At 71.5% G+C, this 21242-nt stretch carries 17 protein-coding genes; 9 read left to right on the top strand and 8 right to left on the bottom strand.

Features of this window, described 5'->3' with window-relative positions; genetic code table 11:
• The first annotated feature begins 32 nt into the window (after positions 1 to 32).
• Positions 33 to 1364, top strand: a complete 1332-nt coding sequence (locus OG210_RS02665; protein ID WP_328335650.1) for an AlkA N-terminal domain-containing protein — start codon at positions 33 to 35, stop codon at positions 1362 to 1364.
• Between the two features lie 24 nt (positions 1365 to 1388).
• On the opposite strand, the gene OG210_RS02660 is transcribed toward OG210_RS02665, so the two are convergent.
• The gene (locus OG210_RS02660) at positions 1389 to 1754 is read right to left on the bottom strand and encodes a PPOX class F420-dependent oxidoreductase (RefSeq protein ID WP_328332786.1); all 366 of its coding nucleotides are present in this window, start codon (positions 1752 to 1754) and stop codon (positions 1389 to 1391) included.
• 266 nt (positions 1755 to 2020) lie between these two features.
• Between OG210_RS02660 and OG210_RS02655 the strand changes: the two genes are divergently transcribed.
• The 4 genes from OG210_RS02655 (at position 2021) to OG210_RS02640 (ending at position 5441) form a co-directional block, all read left to right on the top strand.
• Positions 2021 to 2554: a hypothetical protein gene (locus OG210_RS02655; protein WP_328332788.1), complete on the top strand. Its 534-nt coding sequence runs from the start codon at positions 2021 to 2023 to the stop codon at positions 2552 to 2554.
• A gap of 105 nt (positions 2555 to 2659) precedes the next feature.
• Positions 2660 to 3529 carry a DUF4097 family beta strand repeat-containing protein gene (locus tag OG210_RS02650; protein WP_328332790.1) on the top strand — a complete coding sequence of 290 codons (870 nt, stop codon included), beginning with the start codon at positions 2660 to 2662 and terminating at the stop codon, positions 3527 to 3529.
• 146 nt (positions 3530 to 3675) lie between these two features.
• Positions 3676 to 4662: an ATP-binding cassette domain-containing protein gene (locus OG210_RS02645; RefSeq protein WP_328335651.1), complete on the top strand. Its 987-nt coding sequence runs from the start codon at positions 3676 to 3678 to the stop codon at positions 4660 to 4662.
• Positions 4659 to 5441, top strand: coding sequence for an ABC transporter permease (locus OG210_RS02640; protein WP_328332792.1), 783 nt, complete (start codon positions 4659 to 4661; stop codon positions 5439 to 5441). The genes OG210_RS02645 and OG210_RS02640 overlap by 4 nt, the downstream gene beginning before the upstream one ends.
• Before the next feature lie 104 nt (positions 5442 to 5545).
• Here the strand turns inward: OG210_RS02640 and OG210_RS02635 are convergent, their stop codons facing one another.
• The 3 genes from OG210_RS02635 to OG210_RS02625 form a co-directional block, all read right to left on the bottom strand.
• Positions 5546 to 7900: a Tat pathway signal sequence domain protein gene (locus OG210_RS02635; protein WP_328332794.1), complete on the bottom strand. Its 2355-nt coding sequence runs from the start codon at positions 7898 to 7900 to the stop codon at positions 5546 to 5548.
• 132 nt (positions 7901 to 8032) lie between these two features.
• Positions 8033 to 8515, bottom strand: a complete 483-nt coding sequence (locus OG210_RS02630) for a DUF456 domain-containing protein (RefSeq protein ID WP_328332796.1) — start codon at positions 8513 to 8515, stop codon at positions 8033 to 8035.
• A gap of 131 nt (positions 8516 to 8646) precedes the next feature.
• Complete coding sequence (locus OG210_RS02625) at positions 8647 to 9690, bottom strand: helix-turn-helix domain-containing protein (RefSeq protein ID WP_328335652.1); 1044 nt, start codon at positions 9688 to 9690, stop codon at positions 8647 to 8649.
• Between the two features lie 266 nt (positions 9691 to 9956).
• Between OG210_RS02625 and OG210_RS02620 the strand changes: the two genes are divergently transcribed.
• The gene (locus OG210_RS02620; protein ID WP_371534915.1) at positions 9957 to 11501 is read left to right on the top strand and encodes a protein phosphatase 2C domain-containing protein; all 1545 of its coding nucleotides are present in this window, start codon (positions 9957 to 9959) and stop codon (positions 11499 to 11501) included.
• Positions 11502 to 11504: 3 nt separating this feature from the next.
• Here the strand turns inward: OG210_RS02620 and OG210_RS02615 are convergent, their stop codons facing one another.
• Together OG210_RS02615 and OG210_RS02610 are read right to left on the bottom strand one after the other, a co-directional pair.
• Complete coding sequence (locus tag OG210_RS02615) at positions 11505 to 12437, bottom strand: NmrA family NAD(P)-binding protein (RefSeq protein WP_371534914.1); 933 nt, start codon at positions 12435 to 12437, stop codon at positions 11505 to 11507.
• The gene (locus OG210_RS02610) at positions 12434 to 13258 is read right to left on the bottom strand and encodes a polysaccharide deacetylase family protein (protein WP_328332802.1); all 825 of its coding nucleotides are present in this window, start codon (positions 13256 to 13258) and stop codon (positions 12434 to 12436) included. The genes OG210_RS02615 and OG210_RS02610 overlap by 4 nt, the downstream gene beginning before the upstream one ends.
• 88 nt (positions 13259 to 13346) lie before the next feature.
• Here OG210_RS02610 and OG210_RS02605 point away from each other — a divergent pair, with 88 nt between their 5' ends.
• Together OG210_RS02605 and OG210_RS02600 are read left to right on the top strand one after the other, a co-directional pair.
• Complete coding sequence (locus tag OG210_RS02605; RefSeq protein WP_328332804.1) at positions 13347 to 13811, top strand: helix-turn-helix domain-containing protein; 465 nt, start codon at positions 13347 to 13349, stop codon at positions 13809 to 13811.
• A 41-nt stretch (positions 13812 to 13852) separates the two neighbouring features.
• Positions 13853 to 15595, top strand: coding sequence for a pyruvate dehydrogenase (locus tag OG210_RS02600; RefSeq protein ID WP_328332806.1), 1743 nt, complete (start codon positions 13853 to 13855; stop codon positions 15593 to 15595).
• A gap of 47 nt (positions 15596 to 15642) precedes the next feature.
• Here OG210_RS02600 and OG210_RS02595 read toward each other — a convergent pair whose 3' ends face one another.
• A complete protein-coding gene (locus OG210_RS02595) occupies positions 15643 to 16245 on the bottom strand; it encodes a TetR/AcrR family transcriptional regulator (RefSeq protein ID WP_328332809.1) in 603 nt (200 codons plus the stop codon).
• A gap of 86 nt (positions 16246 to 16331) precedes the next feature.
• Between OG210_RS02595 and OG210_RS02590 the strand changes: the two genes are divergently transcribed.
• Positions 16332 to 17819, top strand: a complete 1488-nt coding sequence (locus OG210_RS02590) for a carboxylesterase family protein (RefSeq protein WP_328332811.1) — start codon at positions 16332 to 16334, stop codon at positions 17817 to 17819.
• 186 nt (positions 17820 to 18005) lie between these two features.
• On the opposite strand, the gene OG210_RS02585 is transcribed toward OG210_RS02590, so the two are convergent.
• The gene (locus OG210_RS02585; protein WP_371534913.1) at positions 18006 to 21161 is read right to left on the bottom strand and encodes an alpha-mannosidase; all 3156 of its coding nucleotides are present in this window, start codon (positions 21159 to 21161) and stop codon (positions 18006 to 18008) included.
• Between the last annotated feature and the right edge of the window lie 81 nt (positions 21162 to 21242).

The following is a 21242-nucleotide window of genomic DNA, read 5'->3' as shown; positions in this document are numbered from 1 at the left end:
GGGCCGGGGGCCGGGGCAGACTGGTCACCGTGATGGACGAAGAGACCAGGTACGAGGCGGTGAGCAGCCGCGACGCGCGCTTCGACGGAGAGTTCTTCTTCGCTGTGCGCACCACGGGGATCTACTGCCGGCCCAGCTGTCCGGCGGTGACACCCAAACGCCGGAACGTCTGCTTCTACCCGACGGCGGCGGCGGCCCAGGGCGGCGGATTCCGCGCCTGCCGCCGCTGCCGGCCGGACGCCGTGCCCGGTTCCGCCGCCTGGAACGTCCGCGCCGACGTCGTCGGCCGCGCCATGCGCATGATCGGCGACGGGGTGGTCGACCGCGAGGGTGTGCCGGGCCTCGCGGTACGGCTCGGCTACAGCACCCGTCAGGTCCAGCGGCAGCTGACCGCAGAAGTCGGCGCGGGCCCGGTCGCGCTGGCCCGCGCACAGCGCTCGCACACCGCGCGCGTCCTGCTCCAGACCACGGGGCTGCCTGTTACGGAGATCGCGTTCGCGTCCGGTTTCGCGAGCGTGCGGCAGTTCAACGACACCATCCGGCAGATCTACGCCCGCACGCCGAGCGAGCTGAGGGCCGAGGCCGCCACATCGGCGCCGGGGGCCGCCGCCGGGACGGCTGCCGGTATCCCGCTGCGGCTCGCCCACCGCGGCCCCTATGCGGCACGTGAGGTCTTCGACCTGCTGGCGCGGGAGGCGATCCCGCGGATCGAGGAGGTGCTGGGCAAGCCCGGCTTCCGCACCTACCGGCGCACCCTGCGGCTGCCGTACGGCTCGGGCATCGCCGCCGTCGGCGAGCGGTCGGCCGGGCGCTGGCTGGACGCGCGGATCCACCTCACCGATCTGCGGGACCTGACCACCGCGGTGCAGCGCCTGCGCCGGCTCTTCGACCTGGACGCCGATCCGTACGCCATCGACGAACGGCTCTCCGCCGACCCGCGCCTCGCGCCGCTCGTCGCCCGCCGCCCGGGGCTGCGCTCGCCCGGTACCGCGGAGCCCGAGGAGTTCGCGGTACGGGTGCTGGCCGGGCGGGAGAAGTCGCAGTGGCTGGTCGAGCGCTATGGCACAGCCCTCGACCGGCCCTGCGGCGGACTCACCCATCTCTTCCCCGCGCCGGACGGACTGCTGGCCGACGAGCCGTCGCTGGGCGCGGTGTCCGCCGTACGCCTCGACCCGGGAGCCGACCGCGACGAGGCCGAACAGGCGCTTCTCGCGCTGCCCGGTATGACCCCGCGCGGGGCGGCGCTGATCCGGATGCGGGCGCTGGGCGACCCCGATGTGGCGTTCACCGGTGAGCCGGGCGCGGAGAGCTGGCGGCCCTGGCGCTCGTACGCCCTGCGGCACATCTGGCTCGATCAGCCGTGAGCAGCCAGGGGAGGGCCTGCCGGGTTACTCCAGGCCCCAGCTGTGGATCTTCGCGGGGTGGATGCGGATCAGCTCGTCGCTGAAGTGCGAACCCAGGTCGTGCGGGCCGGTCAGCAACTCGGCCTCACCTCTGATGTCCACCCCGCGCACCGCCCACGGCTGCACGCTCACCACGTCGTCCACGACCAGCGCGACCTTCGGATTGGTCTGCAGATTCCGCCACTTCTTGGTCGTGCCGAGGGCGTATCCGCCGATCAGGATGGTCCCGTCCTCCTGCGGAAAGAAGCCGACCGGGTTCGCCTGCGGCTGCCCCCTGGGGTCGACGGTGGCCAGCCGCCCCAGGCGCTGGGTGGCGAGATAGGCGCGTTCGGCGTCGGTGAATTCGCTCATGCGCCCAGCATCGCGCGGGGACCCCGCCGCCGCATCGGCGACCTCGGTGGCACCACGTGGTGCCACATGGCGCCACTTGGCACCACGTGGTGCCATCGGATGTGCGGGAGAGGCGGCGGCGCCACGTGGTGCCGTATTGATGCAACTTCATGACAGAGGTATTTCCGCAGGTCAGGACCGTTCGGAGTCGTTGCGGTGGCTCCGGTCGGTCATCGTCTGCCCTTGCGGGCTTGCGTATGGCGCCACTGTGGTGCCACTATGGCGTCATGGACCTCACGCCGTATGTCGACAACCTCCGCCGCGAACTCGCGGTGGCCGCCGAAGCCGGTGGCGAAGAAGCCCGGGAGCTGGCCGAGCGGCTCACCGCTCCCCTGGAGTCGGCGACCCGCCTGACGATGCTCAATGTGCTCTCCGCCGCGATGGGCGAGGTCACCCGTGAACTCGCCCCCGGGTCGGTCGACGTACGACTGCGCGGGCTCGACCCCGACTTCGTGGTGACGCGGCCGGCGGGCGACGAGGCGTACGAGGGCAGCGGCGGGCCTGCCGAGCCGCTCAAGGCCCCGGCCCCGGCACCCGTCGACGGCGACGACGGTGGCGGCACCGCCCGCGTCAATCTGCGGCTGCCCGCCCATCTCAAGGCGCGCGCCGAGGAGGCCGCGAGCCGCGAGGGGCTGTCGGCCAACGCGTGGCTGGTACGGGCCGTATCGGCCGCGGTTGACGGCGGCGCCCCGTCGCGTACCGCGGAGAAGACCCGCACCGCCCGAACCGTCGGGCAGAGCTTCACGGGCTGGGTGCGCTGACCGCGTCCCGCCCATCCCGCTTCACTCGCCCCACCCCACTCCGCTTCACCCACACCACGTCCCACCAGCAGGGACGCCACGAAGACCCAAGAGGACGGGACAGCCATGCCTTCTTTCGACGCTCCTTTCGGTACTCCCTTCGACACCCCCGAACCGATCTCGGTCACCGCCCGCATGGATGCCGGATCCATCCGGTTCATCGCCGCCGACCGGCTCGACACCCTCGTCGATGTGCAGCCCCGCGACCCGAAGAAGGACCGGGACGTACAGGCGGCGAAGCAGACCGAAGTGCGGTACGCGAGCGGCCTGTTGGCCATCAGGACGCCCAAGGGGCGCTATCTCATCGGGCCCACCGGCACCGTCGACGTGACGGTCGAACTGCCCACGGGCTCGCAGGTGGACATGACCGGTGCCTGGGTGCAGGTGCGCGGCGAGGGCCGGCTCGGCGAGGTCCATGTGAAGACCTCGGCGGGTGACGTCCGCCTCGACACCACCGGGCCGCTGCACCTGACCGCGTCCCACGGCAGCATCACGGTGGACCGCGTCGAGGGCCCGGCGGAGATCTCCACCAGCTCAGGCAGTCTGCGCGTCGGTGCCGTCGACGGCGCCGCCGTCCTGAAGAACTCGCACGGCACCACGACCGTCGGTGACGCGATGGGTGACCTGCGGGTGAGTGGCGCCAACGGTGACATCTCCATCGAGCGCGCCCGGGGCTCGGTCGCCGCCACCACCGCCAACGGCACCCTGCGCGTCGCTGAAGTCGCCTGCGGCACCGTTCAGTTGGAGACATCCAACGGTGCCATCGAGATCGGCATCCGCGAGGGCACGGCCGCCTGGCTCGACGCCGGCTCGGCCTTCGGCCAGGTGCACAACGCGCTCGGCGCGTCCAGCAGCCCGGACGAGTCCGAGGACACCGTCGAGGTCAGGGCCCGTACCCGGAACGGCAACATCGACATCCGCCGCGCCCGGGCCTGACCTGCTCGGCCCTGACGTGACCTGACCCGCCCGGCCCTCGTACGGCCAGAGCCACTTCACCGCTCGTCGCGCCGTCACGCCGTCACGCCGTCACGCCCTCACACCCTCACGCCTTCGAAATGGAGGACTCCATGGCTTCATTTGTCATGCCCACAACCAAGCCGGCCGGCCGACAGCCGCTCGCCGTCTCCGCCGCAGGACTGCGCAAGTCGTACGGCGACAAGACCGTCCTCGACGGCATCGATCTGCGCATCCCGGCCGGCACCGTCTTCGCCCTGCTCGGGCCGAACGGCGCAGGCAAGACCACCACCGTGCAGATCCTGTCCACGCTCATCTCCGCCGACGGCGGCCAGGCCCAGGTGGCGGGCCACGACATCGCCACGTCGCCGGACGGTGTGCGTGACGCGATCGGAGTCACCGGCCAGTTCGCCGCACTCGACGACCTGCTCACCGCCGAGGAGAACCTGCTCCTCATGGCCGACCTGCTGCACCTCGGCAAGCGCGAAGGACGCAAGCGGGCCGGGGAGTTGCTGGAGCGGTTCGAGATCGCGGATGTCGCACACAAGCGCGCCGCGTTCTTCTCCGGCGGTATGCGGCGCCGGCTCGACCTCGCCATGACGCTGGTCGGCGACCCGCGGGTGATCTTCCTCGACGAGCCGACGACCGGGCTGGACCCGCGCAGCCGCCGCACCATGTGGGAGACCGTGCGTTCGCTGGTCGCCGGCGGCGTCACCGTCTTCCTCACCACGCAGTACCTGGAGGAGGCCGACCAGTTGGCGGACCGCATCGCGGTACTCGACGGCGGCCGCATCGTCGCCGAGGGCACCGCCGACGAGCTCAAGGCGCAGATCCCCGGGAGCCATGTACGTCTGCGGTTCACCGACCCCGACGCGTACGAGCGCGCCGCCGCCGCTTTCCCCGGCGCGGCCCGGGACGACGAGCAGTTCGCCCTGCGCGTCGCGGGCGACGGCGGCCTCGACGCGCTGCGCGCCCTGCTCGACCGGCTCGACGCCGCCGGTTCCCGCGCCGCCGACTTCTCCGTGCACACCCCTGACCTCGACGACGTGTTCCTCGCCCTGACCGGCGACGGCAGCACCAACCCCGCGCTCCACGTGAAGGAGACCCTGCGATGAGCACCCTCACCTACGCCGTGCACGACTCGATGACGATGCTGCGGCGGAACGTCAAGCACGCGATCCGCTATCCGTCCGTGGGGCTCGGCACCGCCATGACGCCGATCCTGATGCTGCTGCTGTTCGTGTACGCCTTCGGTGACTCGATCGGCGCCGGCATGGGCGGTGGCCGGGGCGCGTATCTGAACTATCTGACGCCCGGCATCATCATCATGGGGGTGGCCGCCGGCTCGATGTCGACCTCGATCGCGGTCTGCACCGACATGACCGAGGGCATCATCAACCGCTTCCGCACCATGAACATCACACGCTCGTCGTTCATGACGGGGCATGTCATCGGCAGCGTCGTCCAGACCATGCTGAGCACCGTGCTGGTCGTCGGCGTCGCGCTCGCCGTCGGCTTCCGGTCCGGGGCGACCCCGTTGGAGTGGCTTGCCGCGGCCGGCCTCCTCGCGGCCGTCGCCTTCGCGGTGACCTGGCTGTCCACGGCGCTCGGCCTGATCTCCAAGACCGTCGAGTCGGCGAGCAACAAGCCGTTGCTCGTCCAGTTCCTGCCGTTCCTCGGTTCGGCGTTCGTACCGGCCGGGTCGATGTCGCCGGGCCTGCGCTGGTTCGCCGAGTACCAGCCGTTCACGCCGATGACCGAGACACTGCGCGGCCTGCTCTCCGGCTCGGAGATCGGCAACAACGGCTGGATCTCGCTCGCCTGGTGCGCCGGTATCGCCCTGGTCGGCTACGTCTGGTCGCGGTCGCTCTTCAACAGCAGCACCAAGCGCTGAGTACCGGACCCTCAGCTGAGCAAGGACCCGACAGGGGCGGGGTGTTCACTCACCGGTGGGGGAGTGAACACCCCGCCCTCACGGCCTGTGGGCCTCCCGCCACGTCACGCGGGCAGACCCCAGCGGGCGGCCTGTTCGTTCGGAGCGACCGGCCGCACCGTCAGATCCGGGCGGTCGCCCGCCGCGGTGATGAGCGCGGACTCGCCCCTGCGGAGCGCGATGGCGACGGTGCCGTCACCCCCGTCCTCGTAGCGCAGCGGGTGCCCGTGGCCGTCGCGTACGTCGACGGGTCCGGTGATCCCGTGGCGCACCGCACACGGTGCGCCCGCCTCACTGGTCACCCTGACCCAGCGGTTCACCCCCTTCTCCCGTACCGCGCTGAGCAGGAACGCCCCCTGGGTACGGAAGTCGTGGAGCACGAGGTCGCGCCAGGCCGCCGGGACCGCCGGGAAGACCCTGATCACACCGCCCCACGACTGGCAGAGCATGTCGTGCAGCGACTGCGCCGCGGACAGCGGCGTCTCGATGACGGGGCCCGACTCCTTGTACATGGTGTTGGCCTGGATGAAGCGGGCCATCAGCTCACCCAGGTACTTCAGCGCGTCCTCGCCCTTGCCGAGCAGCGCGGACATCGAGGTGGCGCCGGTGAACGTGTAGCCCTGCAGGGCCCCTTCGAAGCCGACCCAGTGGGCCAGCGACTTCTCGATCAGCGCGCGTTCGTCCGGGGTGCGGCCGGTCAGCTCGTACAGCGGGTAGACCGCGAGGAGATGCGAGTAGTGGCGGTGGGACATCGCGAAGGGGACGCCCGCGCCGATCATGAAGCCGTTCTCGTCGACCGGGTACGGCGTCAGCCTGGCCAGCACCTCCTGCCAGCGTTCCTTCAGCGGGTCCCTGATGCCCAGGACGGCGGCCGAATCGACCAGGGTGCGGCAGCCCCAGCGCAGCAGCATCAGGTCGTAGTTGGTGTCCGGGGCGTCGACCCCGTACTCCGGTGAGAAGGTGGCCGGCAGATGCAGCTTGCCGTCCTTGCCCGGGGTCAGGAAGTGCAGGTAGTAGTTGACGGCCTTGCGCAGCAGCGGGAAGAGCGTGTCGCGCAGGATCCGCTCGTCCATGGTGTGGCGGTAGCTCAGCCAGACGTTGTGCAGCGCCCAGGTGAGGTTGCCGACCTCGGGCGTCGGCGGGTCCTCGCCGGGGATGCCCACGCCGTAGCCGCCGTTGGCGACGGTCGCCCCGTTGGCCAGCTGGGGGTCGGTGGTGCGCGGGATGCCTGCCGAGTCCTTCCGGTACGGCGCCGCCAGCTGGTTCGACAGGTTCTCCCGGAACTCGCCCAACGCCCGTGTCACCGCGTCGAGTTCCAGGTGGTTCGAGCCGTGGATCAGCCAGTACTCCAGCTGGACGTTGAGATTCCACCAGGTGTTGGGCCAGGGCGTCGGCTCCAGCCAGGGCCCTGACGTCGCCATGACGGGGGCGTCGGCGCGGGCGGCGGACGCGACCTTGTAGAGCTGGATCCAGTAGAAGCGCTGGATGCGGGCGTCGGGTACGGACAGGAAGCTCTTGCTGTAGTAGCCGTGCCACCAGGCGCGGTGGGTCAGCGCGTGTACGCCGAGGGGGACCGGCGCCACACCGCGTATCAGCCGTACGGCCCGGTCGAGTGCGGTGTTCTTCGGGTGGGAGTGCGCCACGGTGGCGTACAGCGTGCGCCGTGTGCCGTGGGTGCGCTCCTGCCACGCGGTCACATGCTGGCCGCCCGCGAGGAGCGGCTGCACGGCGGTCGTCACCCCGCTGTGCTCCTCGGTCACGGCGGGCGGATTGGCCGTGTAGCCGTCGGGGAGCGGCTTCGAAGCGGCGCGCGGGCTGATCGCCTCGGCCGGGTGGAAGACCCAGCGGAAGTCCTGCTCGCCCTCGCTCGGAGTGATCTCGACGGCCAGTACCGAGAGCGAGTTGTGGACCAGGGCGCGCAGGGTGAGGGTGCCGCGGTCGGTGGTCAGCGTGCCGGTCAGCTCGGCGTCGCGCAGCCCGAGACGCCAGTCGATGCCGGTGATGGTGCCGGCCGGTTCCAGCGTGAAGTAGCCGATGGGCAGCCGGGCGAGGCCGAAGAGCGAGCCGAACTCGGGGCGGTGGTCGGTGACCTCGGAGTGCTGGACGTTGAAGCGGACCGCGTTGCGGCCGGGCTCGGCGTAGATGCCCGAACCGAGGAATCCGTTGCCGAGGTACGGGCCCTCGTACCAGGTCTTCGGCATCCGCTGCCAGACGAGGTCGGCGTCGTCGAGAATCGCCTTCCAGCTGTCGTCCGATGACTGGGCGGCGGTCGGTGTGATCGCGGGTGAGGCAGCGGTGGCGGCGCCCGGGGCGGCCTGCGCGGATACCACGGACAGGCCCCCGGTGAGCAGGGCGCCGCCGACGGCGGTGCCGGTGGCGAGGACGGTCCGTCTTTTCGGTGGTTCAGGTGCAGCGGCCATGACGCCTCCCGGCGGCTCGTAACCCAAGAAATCATCCGAGCTATCCCCCGGAGAAAGGTAGACACGGCACTGAGGTGCGTCAATGAGTCGGGAGAGATCCCATGTATTGCAGCCTGACCCAAACGAAGGGGCCTAGCCCCAGATCAGCGCGCCGAGCCAGGCGCCGATGACGGTCAGACAGGCGAGCAGCTCGACGAGAACCGCCGTCCCGATGGCCCGCATGACCGTACGGGTGGATGCCCGGCCGGCCCGGTGGCTGCCGAGCCGCACCCGCTCCGCCCCGTAGATCCCTCCGATGAAACCGGCGATACCGCCGAGCACCGGCACGATGAAGAAGCCCACGATGCCCGCGGCCCCGCCGATGTACACCGTCCTGCGCGGCGCCCCGGACTCGCGCGGACGGCGGGTGGGCAGCAGCGGACGCAGCGCCTGGTTCAGCAGCAGCAGGGCCGTGGCACCGGCGAGGATGCCCCAGGCCAGGCCGGTGGTGTCGGTCAGTGCCCACCACGCGACGGCGGCCCACACGATCGCCGGCCCCGGCACACCGGGAACCAGGACCCCCACCAGGCCGAGCAGCATCACCAGGCCCACCGCGACGAGCTGCCACAGACTCATCTGCCAAGCGTGCCGGAAGCGACCGTCTCGCGCAGCGCGGCGCCGGGCCTCCGGCCGCCGGAGCGGGTGAGGCGGTACGAATCCGGCGGGTGCGCCCGGCAGGTGCGCGGGGCACGGCCGCACGGCTCCGGTCAGCCGCTCCCGTCGGCCGAGTCGGCCGGCGTGTTCCGTCCAGGCGTGTTCCGGTCGGGGGTCCTGGCGACCCAGCCCTTCTCGTACGCGTGCCAGCCGAGCTGTAGCCGGGTGGAGACCGCGGTCAGCTCCATCAGGCCTTTCACCCGCCGCTGCACCGTCCGCAGCCCCAGCTCCAGCTGCTTGGCGACGCTCGCGTCGGTCATCCCGGCGAGCAGCAGCGAGAGGATCTGCAGATCCGTGGCATCGGGACCCGGCTCGCCGTCCTCGGCGACCTCTCCACTGTGACCCAGCCGCAGCGGCAGCGCCTCCCGCCACACGGCTTCGAACAGTCCCCGCAGTGATTCCAGGAGCCCGCTCTCGTGGACGACCAGGGCGGAAGGCTGCGCGCCCCGGCCGGTCAGCGGCACCATCGCCAGGCTCCGGTCCGCGATCACCAGTTTCGTCGGCACCCGGTCGATGACACGTACCTGCTCCTTGCGGCCGAGCGCCGCGGCCAGCTCGGCTATCCCGCCGGGCTCCTCCAGGACCACTCGCTCCAGCACCACCCGGTACGAGACCCCGCGGCTCGCCGCCCGTTCCTCGGCATCGTTGTCACCGCTGGACACCGCGATCGGATTTCCGCCGGTCACCAGCGCGCAGACCTCGTCGGCTGCGCCCAGCTGCAACTGCAGGAAACGCTGGGACACGGCGTTCGCCCCGGTGACCACCTCCACCAGGTCGAGTACCGCGGGCTCCTTCGCCTCCGCCCTGAACTCCTCGACCAGCAACGCGGCCGTCAGCTCGGCCTGTTCCAGCTCGTGGCGGTGCTGGGTGAGCAGGGCGCCCAGCGCGACACCCGGCGGAGCGGCCACCCACCTGCCGGTCCGTGCGGACGACTGCGCGGCCAGACCGTGCCGTTCGAGGGAGCGCAGGGCGCGTTCCGTGTCGGTCTCCGAGAGCTGGAGCCGGTGCGCGAGATCGGCGACTTCGGCCGCGCCCAGCGCGACGAGTGAGCGGTACGCCGACTCCTGGAGGTCGTCCAGACCTATGACACCGAGCAAGGGAACCTCGATCCGCTGGCGGCTTTGAGTCACGGCGGGTTTCCGCCGCGGCACATCATCGCCGTTGAACTCCGGTTTCTGCCAGGGTGATCGAACTGGTGTAACAGAAACCCGCTTCCGCGCAGGCCCGGTTGACCGTATCGGGCGGTTTGCGGCGCCTCTCTCCGCAACTCCGTTGGGCCGCACCCCCGTGGGGGGCGGTGCGGCCCAACGGGCAATTCCGCGCACCCTGTACCGGGACCACCCCATCGATGGACAATAGGGGCATGAGTCAGCAGGGGGAGCAGCCCGCCACCGCCGACGACTGGTGGGGCCGGCTGTACGACGAGACCGCAGAGGACCAGACGACCGCCGACAAGGGCGACAGCCTTGACGACCGCTTCGACTCCGCGGCGGGGACGGTGGGCGCCGCGCGGGGTGTGGATGCTGACGCGGCTCCCGGCGCGGCCGGTCAGGAACCACCGGATACGGAGGCGGAGTTGCCGCCCCTGGTGTACCCGCCGACCGGGCCCGCTTCCGTTCCCGCTTCAGGGCCCGCTTCCTTTCCCGCTCCGTGGCCGGTGGCCGAACCGGGGGACCGGGCGCCGTGGGAGCCGCCTGCGGAAGGCGTACTGCCCTCCCGTACTTTCCCGTTCCAGCGGGGGAGGAGCGGTGCCACGCCCGCACCGGCCCCGCCACCGGCACCAGCCCCAGCGCCGACCCCGCCACCGGCACCAGCCCCAGCGCCGGTACCGGCGCCCGCATCCGCACCGACACCCGCATCCGCGCCCGCCCCCGCATCCGCACCGCCCCCCGCTCCCCGCACCGCCCCCTCCGTCACCGCCGCGCGCCCCGCAGTCGCCCATGTGGGTGACGGGCCGCCCACCTACGACGCCGAGCCCACCGCCCTGCCCGACGCGCACCCCGACGCCCTGGACGAACTCGTCGCCGACACCGTCCTCGACGGCGCCTGCTATGGCTCGTACACCGTGCGCGCCACCTCCGTACGCGGTGACTCCGCGCGGTACCGGGGCGAGCCCCGCAGGGACGCCCTGCTCACCGCCCGTTTCGGCAGCGGCGACAGCGCACTCGTGCTGGTCGCCGTCGCCAGCGGAGCCCGCGCGTCGGAAGGCGCGCACCTCGCAGCCGCCGACGCCTGCCGCTGGATCGGCGGAGCCGTCGGACGCAGCAGGCTGCGGCTCGCCGAGGACATCAGGGCGGGCCGCAGGGACGACCTCAAATCGGGCCTGCACCGGCTGACCGGGCGCGGCTTCGGCAAACTGCGTGCCCGCGCCGCCGAACTGGGCCTCGGACCCCATGAGTACACGGCGTCCCTGCGCTGCCTGCTGCTCTCCGGAGACCCCGAATGCCGCACCCGGGTCTTCTTCGGGGTCGGGGACGGCGGGCTGTTCCGCCTCCGTGACGGCGCCTGGCAGGACCTGGAGCCCGCGGTGCCGGGCCCGTCCGAGCCCGCCGGGGAAGCGGTGGTCGGCTTCGGTTCGGCGCCGTCCGGGACCCTGTCCGGCGACTGGCCGGGCATGGACCCCGGTACGGCGGCGCCGCTCCCCGCCCGTCCGGACACCCCGCAGCAGCTCCCGCCCACCGAGCCGTTCCGCTTCCGCGCGTCGGTGGCCCGGCCCGGAGACACCCTGCTGCTGTGCAGCGCGGGCCTCGCCGAGCCGCTGCGCGGCGAGCCGGAACTCTCCGGCGAACTGGCCGCGCGCTGGGCGCCGGCCGAGCCGCCGGGGCTCACGGAGTTCCTGGCCGACGCCCAGGTACGCGTCAAGGGGTACGCCGACGACCGCACCGCCGCGGCGGTCTGGGAGAGCTGAGGTTCACCGGCGGCCCGCCCACCCGGTGCGGTGCAGCCAGTCCTCGAAGGTCATCAGCCCGGGGTGCAGGCGGCGCAGGAGGGCGATGTCCCGGTCGCGGGTGTAGAGGTCCCGGTCGGCGAAGAACTGGAACATCGCCGCGTAGTCGTGGGCGAAGTCGGGTACGGCGGCGCGCAGTTCGTCGTGCGGCATCGGGGTGTAGGCGCTGGGGACGCCCGTGGCCCGCGCGAAGGTGGCGGCGATCTCGTCGCCGGTGAGGCTGTCGCCGATCACCGCGAGGTCGCGGGCGCCCCAGGACTGCCAGTGCTCGAACATGTGGCCCGCGAACCAGGCGATGTCCTCCAGGGCGACGAGCGGGTAGCGGGCGGAGCCGAGGGGAAGTACGAAGGTCAGGCCTCCCCGGCCGTCCGGCCTGGGGGCGAGGCGGTGCCGCAGGTTCTCGAAGTACGGTGCCGTGGTCAGTACCGACACATGGTTCGTGTACCAGCCGTCGGTCTCCTGACGGAGCATTTCCTCCGACCGCATCAGGTTGATGTGGGCGGCTACCGCGGCCTTGCTGTCGAAGTGCGGGACGGGGCGGCCGGTCAGGGACACCGCGCTGTCCAGCGAGGACCAGATGAAGCGTTCCACGCCCGCCGTCCGCGCGGTGGCCAGCAGGTCCCGGCCCTGCCGGTACTCGCCCACGGCGCTGCCCGTCGAGAAGAAGTCGGTGTTGGCGAACACCTGGTCCACCTCCCCGGCCAGGACGCCGAGGACATCCGGGCCGGAGCGGACCAGTTTCACCCGGTCAGGGGCGGTGGCGGCGAGTTCAGTGGCGTGGGCGGACCGCGGGTCGCGGGTGGGGACGGTGATGGAGGCGTCGGTGGTGGCGAGCAGGTGGCGGACCACCTGCCGGCCCATCGCCCCGGTGCCGCCGACGACGAGGATGCGGGTCATGGCTTCATTCCCTGGTGGGTGAGGACGTGCTCGGCTACTTGAGCGTGAGTGGCGGCCCAGATGTCGCCGGACGCGCGGACGCGGTCGAGGATCTGGGCGACCATGCCCGAGAGGGGCGGACGGCCACCGACGTGGGCGTGCACGGTGAGGTGGAAGACACCTGGCCCGGGGGCGGCGAGCAGCTGGTCCAGCAGCTCCTGGTGCAGGTCGCGGTAGGCGTACGGGCCCGCCGTCGCGCCCCGGACATCGGAGTGGTCGCTGTGCATGAGGGAGACCAGAGGACCGTGGGCAGTGGGCAGGATCCGGGGGAGGTCGTGGTCGCTGTAGTCACCGGTCCAGCGGTAGCCGGCCTCGGTGAGCAGGCCGGGGGTGTGCTTCGAACCGGTGGCGCGCGGGCTGATCCACCCCGTCGGGCGGACGCCGGTGACTCGCCCGAGCAGTTCGGTGCAGCGACGGATGTTGTCCCGCTCGGCTTCGGTGTCGAGCAGCGCGGGCACGACGTCCTGAGCCCAGGAGTGCGCGGCGATCTCGTGTCCCGCATCGTGTACGGCCGCCACGGTGCCGGGATGCCGCTCGGCGACGAGGCCGTTGACGCCGACGGTGGCGGGCAGGTCACCGAGGACGTCGAGCAGCCGCTGGATCCCGGTGGTGACGCCGTAGTCCACCCAGGATGTGCTGTGGGTGTCGTCGGCGCCGGGCAGCGGCCACGCCGCCGCCATCGGCGCATAGGCGGGCCAGTGCCCGGGCGACCACAGCTCCAGTGCGACCGTGACCAGCGCGGCGACCTTCCGCCCGCCCGGCCAGTCGATACCGACCGTCATTCGCTTCCCCTCCTCGGCAGCTCCTGACGGGGACGCTAGTAGGGCGCCGGGTACCTCCTGGTTCCCGGCGGCGGGCTACCGTCGGGGGGTGCGTGAGTACCCCGGTAGCGTCTTCCTCGCCGACTGCCCTGCCCGGCTGGCGGTCGAGATCATCGCCGACAAGTGGGCCGTGGCCGTGCTGTTCGCGCTGAGCCGGGAGCCCTGCAGGCACGGTGAGCTGGTCGGCCTTATCGGCGGGATCTCGCGGAAGGTGCTGACCCAGACGCTGCGGCGGCTGCAGGGGTACGGCCTGGTCGACCGCCGCGCCGGGGGCGGCAAGGCCGAGTACGCGCTGACCGGCCTGGGCCGGACGCTGGTGGAGCCGATCGCCGTGCTGACCGAGTGGGGCCACGTGCACGGCGGCGCCGTGGTGGAGTTCCAGGAGTCCCGGGCGGGCGAACGCCAGGGCGATGAGGACCAGGGCGATGAGAACCGGGGTCATGAAGACCGGGGCAATGAGAACCGGCGCCATGAGGACCAGTTCCAGCAGAACCGGGGTCATGAAAAGGCGTAATAGCGCAGGCGCGACCCTGGCGCGCATGGGTTGATGGAGGCATGGCCAAACAGAACGTTGCGGAGCAGTTCGTCGACATCCTCGTCCGCGCGGGTGTGGAGCGCCTGTACGGAGTCGTCGGCGACAGCCTGAACCCTGTCGTGGACGCCATCCGGCGCAACTCGGCCATCGACTGGATCCAGGTCAGGCACGAGGAGACCGCCGCGTTCGCGGCAGGAGCCGAGGCCCAGGTCACCGGCAGGCTCGCGGCCTGCGCCGGCTCCTGCGGCCCCGGGAATCTGCATCTGGTCAACGGCCTGTTCGACGCCCACCGCTCCATGGCGCCGGTGCTCGCCCTCGCCTCGCACATCCCCTCCAGCGAGATCGGCCTCGGGTACTTCCAGGAGACCCATCCCGACCGGCTGTTCCAGGAGTGCAGCCACTACAGCGAGATGATCTCCAGCCCGCAGCAGATGCCGCGACTGCTCCAGACCGCCATCCAGCACGCCATCGGCCAGAGCGGTGTCAGCGTGGTGACCCTCCCCGGTGACATCGCGGGCGCCCCGGCCCCGGACCGGACCGGTGAGACCGCACTGGTCACCTCGCGACCGTCGGTGCGTCCGGGCGAGGCGGAGATCGAGAAGCTGGCCCGGCTGATCGACGAGGCGGAACGGGTGACGCTCTTCTGCGGCAGCGGTACCGCGGGCGCACACGCCGAGGTGATGGAGTTCGCCGAGCGGATCAAGTCCCCGGTGGGCCACGCGCTGCGCGGCAAGGAGTGGATCCAGTACGACAACCCGTACGACGTCGGCATGAGCGGCCTCCTCGGCTACGGGGCCGCCTACGAGGCCACACACGAGTGCGACCTGCTGATCCTGCTCGGCACCGACTTCCCGTACAACGCCTTCCTGCCCGACGACGTGAAGATCGCCCAGGTCGACATCCGTCCGGAGCACCTCGGCCGCCGTACCAAGCTGGACCTCGCGGTCTGGGGCGATGTGCGCGAGACACTGCTGGCGCTGACACCGCGGGTGAAGGCGAAGACCAGCCGCAAGTTCCTCGACAAGATGCTGAAGAAGCACGCCGGCGCCCTCGAAGGCGTCGTGAAGGCCTACACGCGCAAGGTCGAGAAGCACACCCCGATCCACCCCGAGTACGTTGCGTCCGTCCTGGACGAAGTGGCCGACGACGACGCCGTGTTCACGGTGGACACCGGAATGAACAACGTGTGGGCGGCCCGCTATCTCACACCCAACGGCCGCCGCCGGGTGATCGGTTCCTTCAGTCACGGCTCGATGGCCAACGCCCTGCCGCAGGCCATCGGCGCCCAGTTCACCGACCGGCAGCGGCAGGTCGTCGCGATGTCCGGGGACGGCGGCTTCTCGATGCTGATGGGCGACTTCCTGACCCTCGTGCAGTACGACCTGCCGGTGAAGGTCGTCGTCTTCAACAACTCCGCGCTCGGCATGGTCGAGCTGGAGATGATGGTGGGCGGCCTCCCCGCGTACGGCACCACCCACCAGCACTCCGACTTCGCGGCCATCGCGCGCGCGGCGGGAGCCTACGGCGTCCGCGTGGAGAAGCCGAAACAGCTGGCCGGGGCGCTCACGGACGCCTTCAAGCACAAGGGCCCCGCGCTGGTGGACGTGGTCACCGACCCGAACGCGCTGTCCATCCCGCCGCGGATCAGCGCCGACATGGTCAGCGGCTTCGCGCTCTCCGCGTCCAAGATCGTGCTGGACGGCGGCGTGGGCCGGATGGTGCAGATGGCCCGCTCCAACCTGCGGAACATGCCGAGGCCGTAGGGCCGCAGAGCCGCAGGGCCCGGAGCGGCGTTCCTGGGCTCCGCCGGTCAGGTTTTGTTGCTGAACAGCCGGTCGAGGTGCTGGTCGACGGCGGTCAGGGCCGCTGCCGGCTCGATCACGTTCAGTTCGATGAGCGGGGTCAGGCCGGTGAGCGCCAGGAGCAGGTTGGTCTCTGCCGCCGGGTCGCGGTCGGCGCTGATGCGGCCATCGGCGACTGCCTGGCGGACGATCTGCTCGACGAGGTCGCGGCCGTGGGTCAACCCGTCGCGTGCGCGGGTGTGGATGTTCGCGTTGTGCAGTGCCTCCAGGACGTAGGCGGCGCTCATCCGGCTCGTCGCGCGTGCGTCGGGATGCAGCGGGAGCATCTCCGTGAGCATCACCCGGAGCAGGTCACGGGGGTGTGGTGGGTCGCCGAGTTCTCTGATGCCTTCGGCGACGCGCAGTGATGTCTGTTCGGACGCGAAGTCCATGGCGAAGACCAGCATCTCCTCCCGGGTGGCGAAGTAGTGCTGCACCGCGCCGTGGGAGATGCCCGCTTCCTGGGCCACTTCTCGGACGCTCGCGTGCGTGAAGCCGCGTTGTTCCACTACGCGCCAGAGGGCTCGGGCGATCGTCTCGCGGCGTTCGCGGTGATCCACCTGCTTGGGCATCGTTGACCTCTCCTGTTTCAATACAGTTGACATATTACATCTGACCGGTAAAAGCTGGGAGTCCGTTCGTGGAGGAAGGGCGTGGCATGTACGGACAACCGAGAGCACGGACTGCGGAGGGCCTCGTCGCAGGGTGTTGGCGGGGAGAGCATGCGGTGTTCCGCGGCATCCCCTATGCCCGGCCGCCGGTCGGGCCGCTGCGCTTCCAGGCGCCTGCCCCGGCCGAGGGGTGGGACGGGACGAGGCAGGCGACCGGGTTCGGCCCCGTGGTTCCGCAGGCGGGACCGACGGCCGAGAGCTCGACCGGAAACGACTGGCTCACGCTCAACGTCAGCACCCCGGCCCTGGGAACGGCCGGGCTGCCCGTGCTGGTGTGGATCCACGGTGGTGCCTACATCGCGGGGGCCTCCAGCGATCCGATGTACGACCCTGCGGCCCTGACCGACGCGGGCCTGGTCGTGGTGAGCATCAACTACCGGGTGGCAGTCGAGGGTTTCGCCCTGGTCGACGGCGCCCCGGCCAACCGCGGGTTTCTCGACCAGATCGTGGCCCTGGAATGGGTGCAGCGCAACATCGCCGCCTTCGGCGGAGACCCTGGCCGGGTCACGGTAGCGGGACAGTCCGCCGGGGCGGGGTCGATCGCGGCCCTGCTGACGATGGAGCGGGCGCGCGGGCTGTTCCGCAGGGCCATCGTGCACTCGGTGCCGGGATCGCTGTGCACCCGCGCGCTGGCGGAAGAAGTCGCCGCCGAGCTCGCGGGCCGGGTCGGTGTGACACCTGACGCTGAAGCCCTGTCCGGCATCGACCCCTTGCGCCTGGCCGGTGAGCTCACCGCCCTCGGCGCCGACCTTCCCGGCCGCCGCGAGAGCTGGGGCCGGTTCTCGCAGCTCGGTGTCGCCGTGTGCCCGGTCCTCGACGGCGTGGTGCTCACCGAAACGCCCTGGAGGGCGCTGGCCGGCGGCCGTGCGGACGGAATCGAGCTTCTCGTCGGCCACACCCGCGACGAGTTCCGGCTGTTCAGCGTCATGATGGGGCGGTTGGGCACCTTCACCGACGACGACGCCCGTACGGCCCTTGAGCTGTTCGCCCCGGGACCGGGCGGCGCCGAGGCCTACCGGGCCGCCCACTCGCAGGCCACTTCCGAAGAACTGCTCGAACTGGTCTACTCCGATGCCCTCTTCCGGATGCCCTCACTGCAGCTGGCCCAGGCGAACCAGGCAGCCGGAGGCACGTCGTTCCTCTTCGAGCTGCAACTGGCGGCCACGGCGGCCGGCGGAGTCCTGGGCGCCTGCCACAGCATCGACGTTCCCCTGGCATTCGGCACGTTGGACAGCCCCACCGGCCGGCACGTCTTCGGCGACCGGCCGACGCCGGAGGTCTCGGCGGTATCCCGGGAACTGCAGCGGGGATGGGTCCGCTTCGCCACGGCCGGCGACCCCGGGTGGCCCGCCCACCGGCCCGATCGACGGCTGACTCGCGTCCTGGACACCGAGTCGAAGACCTTGCCCTACCCGGAAGAGGCCTCCCGCCGGATCTGGGAGGGAAACGACCCGGCCCCCTTCGACGTCACATAGACGAGGTCGTCGCCGTCGGCCGTGCCGCGGGAAATCCGGTCTGCCGAGGTCTTCCCGGCCGGATCGAGCGGCGCTGTCCGACAACCACCGAGTCGGCCCGCCCCTCGGTCGAGCCGGTGCACCGGTCGTGAGGGAGAAGTGCGCGCCGCCCGCCCCGTGGTCCCCCCCCGGGGCGGGCGGCGGCGGTCAGGCCGGGCGCAGCCGCAGGGTCAGGATCTGGAAGGGGCGCAGCGTCACCGTGAGCGCGTCGCCGTCCGCCGTCACCTCCCGCAGCGGCCGCTCCAGCAGGTCGGTGATCTCGGCCCGCCCCACCGGGAACCCGAACCTGACCGCGGTGTCCGCGCGTCCGCCCGCCGACTCGTAGAGCCGCACCACCACATCCCCGCTGCGGTCCTCGGCGAGCTTCACCGACTCCACCGTCACGGCCGGATGGTCCGTGGCGACCAGCGGCGCCAGCGCGGGGGCGTCCGCCGTCCGCAGCGGCAGATTGAGCGCGAGACCCTCCCGTACGGCGTCGGTCACCCCGGCGCCCGGATACAGCGCGTAGCTGAACCGGTGGGTCCCCAGGTCGGTCTCCGGGTCCGGGCTGTGCGGGGCGCGCAGCAGCGTCAGCCGTACGGTCGTGCCGAGCCCGTCCCGGTGCTCCGCCCGCGTCACATCGTGGCCGTACGTCGAGTCGTTGAGCACGGCGACCCCGTACCCCGGTTCGGCCACCCGCAGCCACCGGTGCGCGCAGATCTCGAAACGGGCCGCGTCCCAGCTGGTGTTGGTGTGCGTGGCGCGGTGCACATGGCCGAACTGGATCTCGGCCGTGGACCGTTCGGCGTGCACATCGAACGGGAAGGCCGCCTTGAGTACCTTCTCGGACTCCTGCCAGTCGGCCTCGGTGACGATGTCCAGGCGCGGGCTCTCCGCGTCGAGCCGCAGCTCCTGGGTGATACGCGAGGCCCCGAAGGTCCGCACCACCCGCACCACGGCCCGCAGCGGCCCCTCACTGGCGACCTCCACCGAATCGGCGGCGGTGAGGTCGGTGCGGCTGCGCCGGTAGTGCCGGTCGATGTCCCAGGCGTCCCACTTGTTGGGGTGGTCGGGGTGCAGCTGGAGCAGATTGCCGCGGCTGCCGGGGGCCAGGACCTCGCGGTCTGCCGTCAGGTCGCGTACCGAGGACAGCAGCCCGTCCGCGTCCACGGTGACCCGCAGCAGCCCGTTGTCCAGCACGATCGCCGGCCCGTCCGCCGTCACGACCACGGGGGCGCCGGGCGCCGTACCGCCGAGCGGCGCGGAACCGAGCGGCGGTACCTCGGCGAAGGCGAGGACGCCGTCCGCCGTGCCTCCCGTGTCGCCTGTGCCGTCCGCCGTGCCTCCCGTGCTGTCCGCCGCGACCCCGGTTCCGTCCGCCGTGCGGACGACCTCGCGGCGCCCGTACGGTGAGGCGTTGAGCACGGACCTGGGGGAGTGGCTTCCGGTCAATGGCCGTACATCCGGGCCGAGTTCGAGCGCGTCGAACGCCCCGGCGATGATCGCCTCCAGCTCCTCCCGTACCCCTGCGTAGGTCTCACGCGCCTCCCGGTGCACCCAGGCGATCGACGAACCCGGCAGGATGTCGTGGAACTGGTGCAGCAGCACGGTCTTCCAGATCCGGTCCAGCTCGTCGTGCGGATACCTGTACGTGTCCGACCGGAGCGCGGCCGCCGTCGCCCACAACTCGGCCTCCCGCAGCAGGTGTTCGCTGCGGCGGTTGCCCTGTTTGGTCTTCGCCTGCGTGGTGTACGTGGCGCGGTGCAGCTCCAGATAGAGCTCGCCGGACCAGACGGGCGCCTGCCGCCCGTACTCCTCCTCGGCCGCAGCGAAGAACGCCGACGGCTTCTCGATCTCGACGCGCGGCGAGCCCTCCAGGTCCCGGAGCCTGCGCGCCTTCTCCAGCATCTCCCGCGTGGGGCCGCCCCCGCCGTCACCCCAGCCGAACGGCACCAGGGAGCGCGTCGCACGCCCCTTGTCCGCGAAGTTCCGCTCGGCGTGCGCCAGTTCGGCCCCATGCAGCTGGGAGTTGTACGTGTCGACGGGCGGGAAGTGGGTGAAGACCCGGGTCCCGTCGATGCCCTCCCACCAGAAGGAGTGGTGCGGCATCCGGTTCGCCTGGTTCCAGGACAGCTTCTGGGTGAGGAACCACCTGATCCCCGCGAGCTTCGCCAGCTGCGGGAAGGCGGCCGTGTAGCCGAAGGAATCCGGCAGCCAGATCTCCTCGGTCTCGACGCCCAGCTCCTCGGCGAAGAAGCGCCTGCCGTGCACGATCTGGCGGGCCAGCGCCTCGCCCCCCGGCATATTGGCGTCCGACTCCACCCACATGGAGCCGACCGGAGCCCAGTTCCCGTCCACCACGGCATTCTTGATGCGCTGCCAGATATGCGGCTGGTTCTCCTTGACCCAGGCGTACTGCTGGGCCTGCGAACAGGCGAAGACCAGCTCCGGGTAGTCGGCTGCCAGCGCCGTCACATTGGCGAAGGTCCGCGACGCCTTCCGTACGGTCTCGCGCAGCGGCCACAGCCAGGCCGAGTCGATATGGGCGTGGCCGGCGGCCGAGATCCGGTGCGCGCCCGCCTCGGCGGGCCTGGCCAGCGCGGGTGCGAGCGCCTCCCGTCCGGCCGCCGCCGTGCCCGGAACGTCGTGCAGGTCCAGCGCGTCCAGCATGTCCTCGAGGGCGCGGAGGATCTCGTGGTGCCTGCTCCGGTCGGTGGGCAGCTCCCGCATCAGCTCGGAGAGCACCTCGATATCGATGACCAGCTGCCAGACGTTCTCGTCCAGTACGGCGAGATCCGCTGACGCGAAGCGGTAGACGGGTTCGTCGCCCGCGGTCAGGACGTCGCCCAGCGGTGTCGGTTCGAAGCCGTGCTGCAGCACCGCGGGGTTGGCGGCGGCCTCAAGGAGCAGACACACCGGTTCGCCGCCCGCGGCCGGCGCCGCGACGGGCACCTGGCGGTTGCGCGGATGGATGCCCTTGACCGGCACGCCTTCGGCGTCGTAGATCATCCCCTCGGCCTGGAACCCCGGTCCCTGGCCGGTGAATCCCGGGTCGATCACCGCCTCGACCCGGCGGCCGGCCCACGCGTCGGGGACGGCGCCCTCCAGCCGGAACCAGCTGGTCGACCAGGGCCTGCCCCACTCCGTTCCGGCCGCGAAGGGCTCGTACGTGCCGCGCAACGCCTCCGCCACGGGCACCGGCTCACCTGGCGCATGCCAGACGGACAGGGTGAGCGCCACCCGGTCCGGGTACTGCGCGGGGCGGATGAACTGGTTCAGGGCCCGCTCCAGGCGGCCCTCAACCAGCGATCGGTCGTCGTGCATCGCGGCTCCTACGGGATCGGCTCGGCGTGACGTTCCCCGCTTGCCTTCCCCGGCGGAGCGCACGGCACCCGCCCGCGATGC

It is taken from the genome of Streptomyces sp. NBC_00466 (genome assembly GCF_041433995.1).
Lineage (GTDB): Bacteria > Actinomycetota > Actinomycetes > Streptomycetales > Streptomycetaceae > Streptomyces.
The sequence above is the reverse complement of the archived record's forward strand: the minus strand, read 5'-3'. Positions and strand labels throughout refer to the sequence as shown.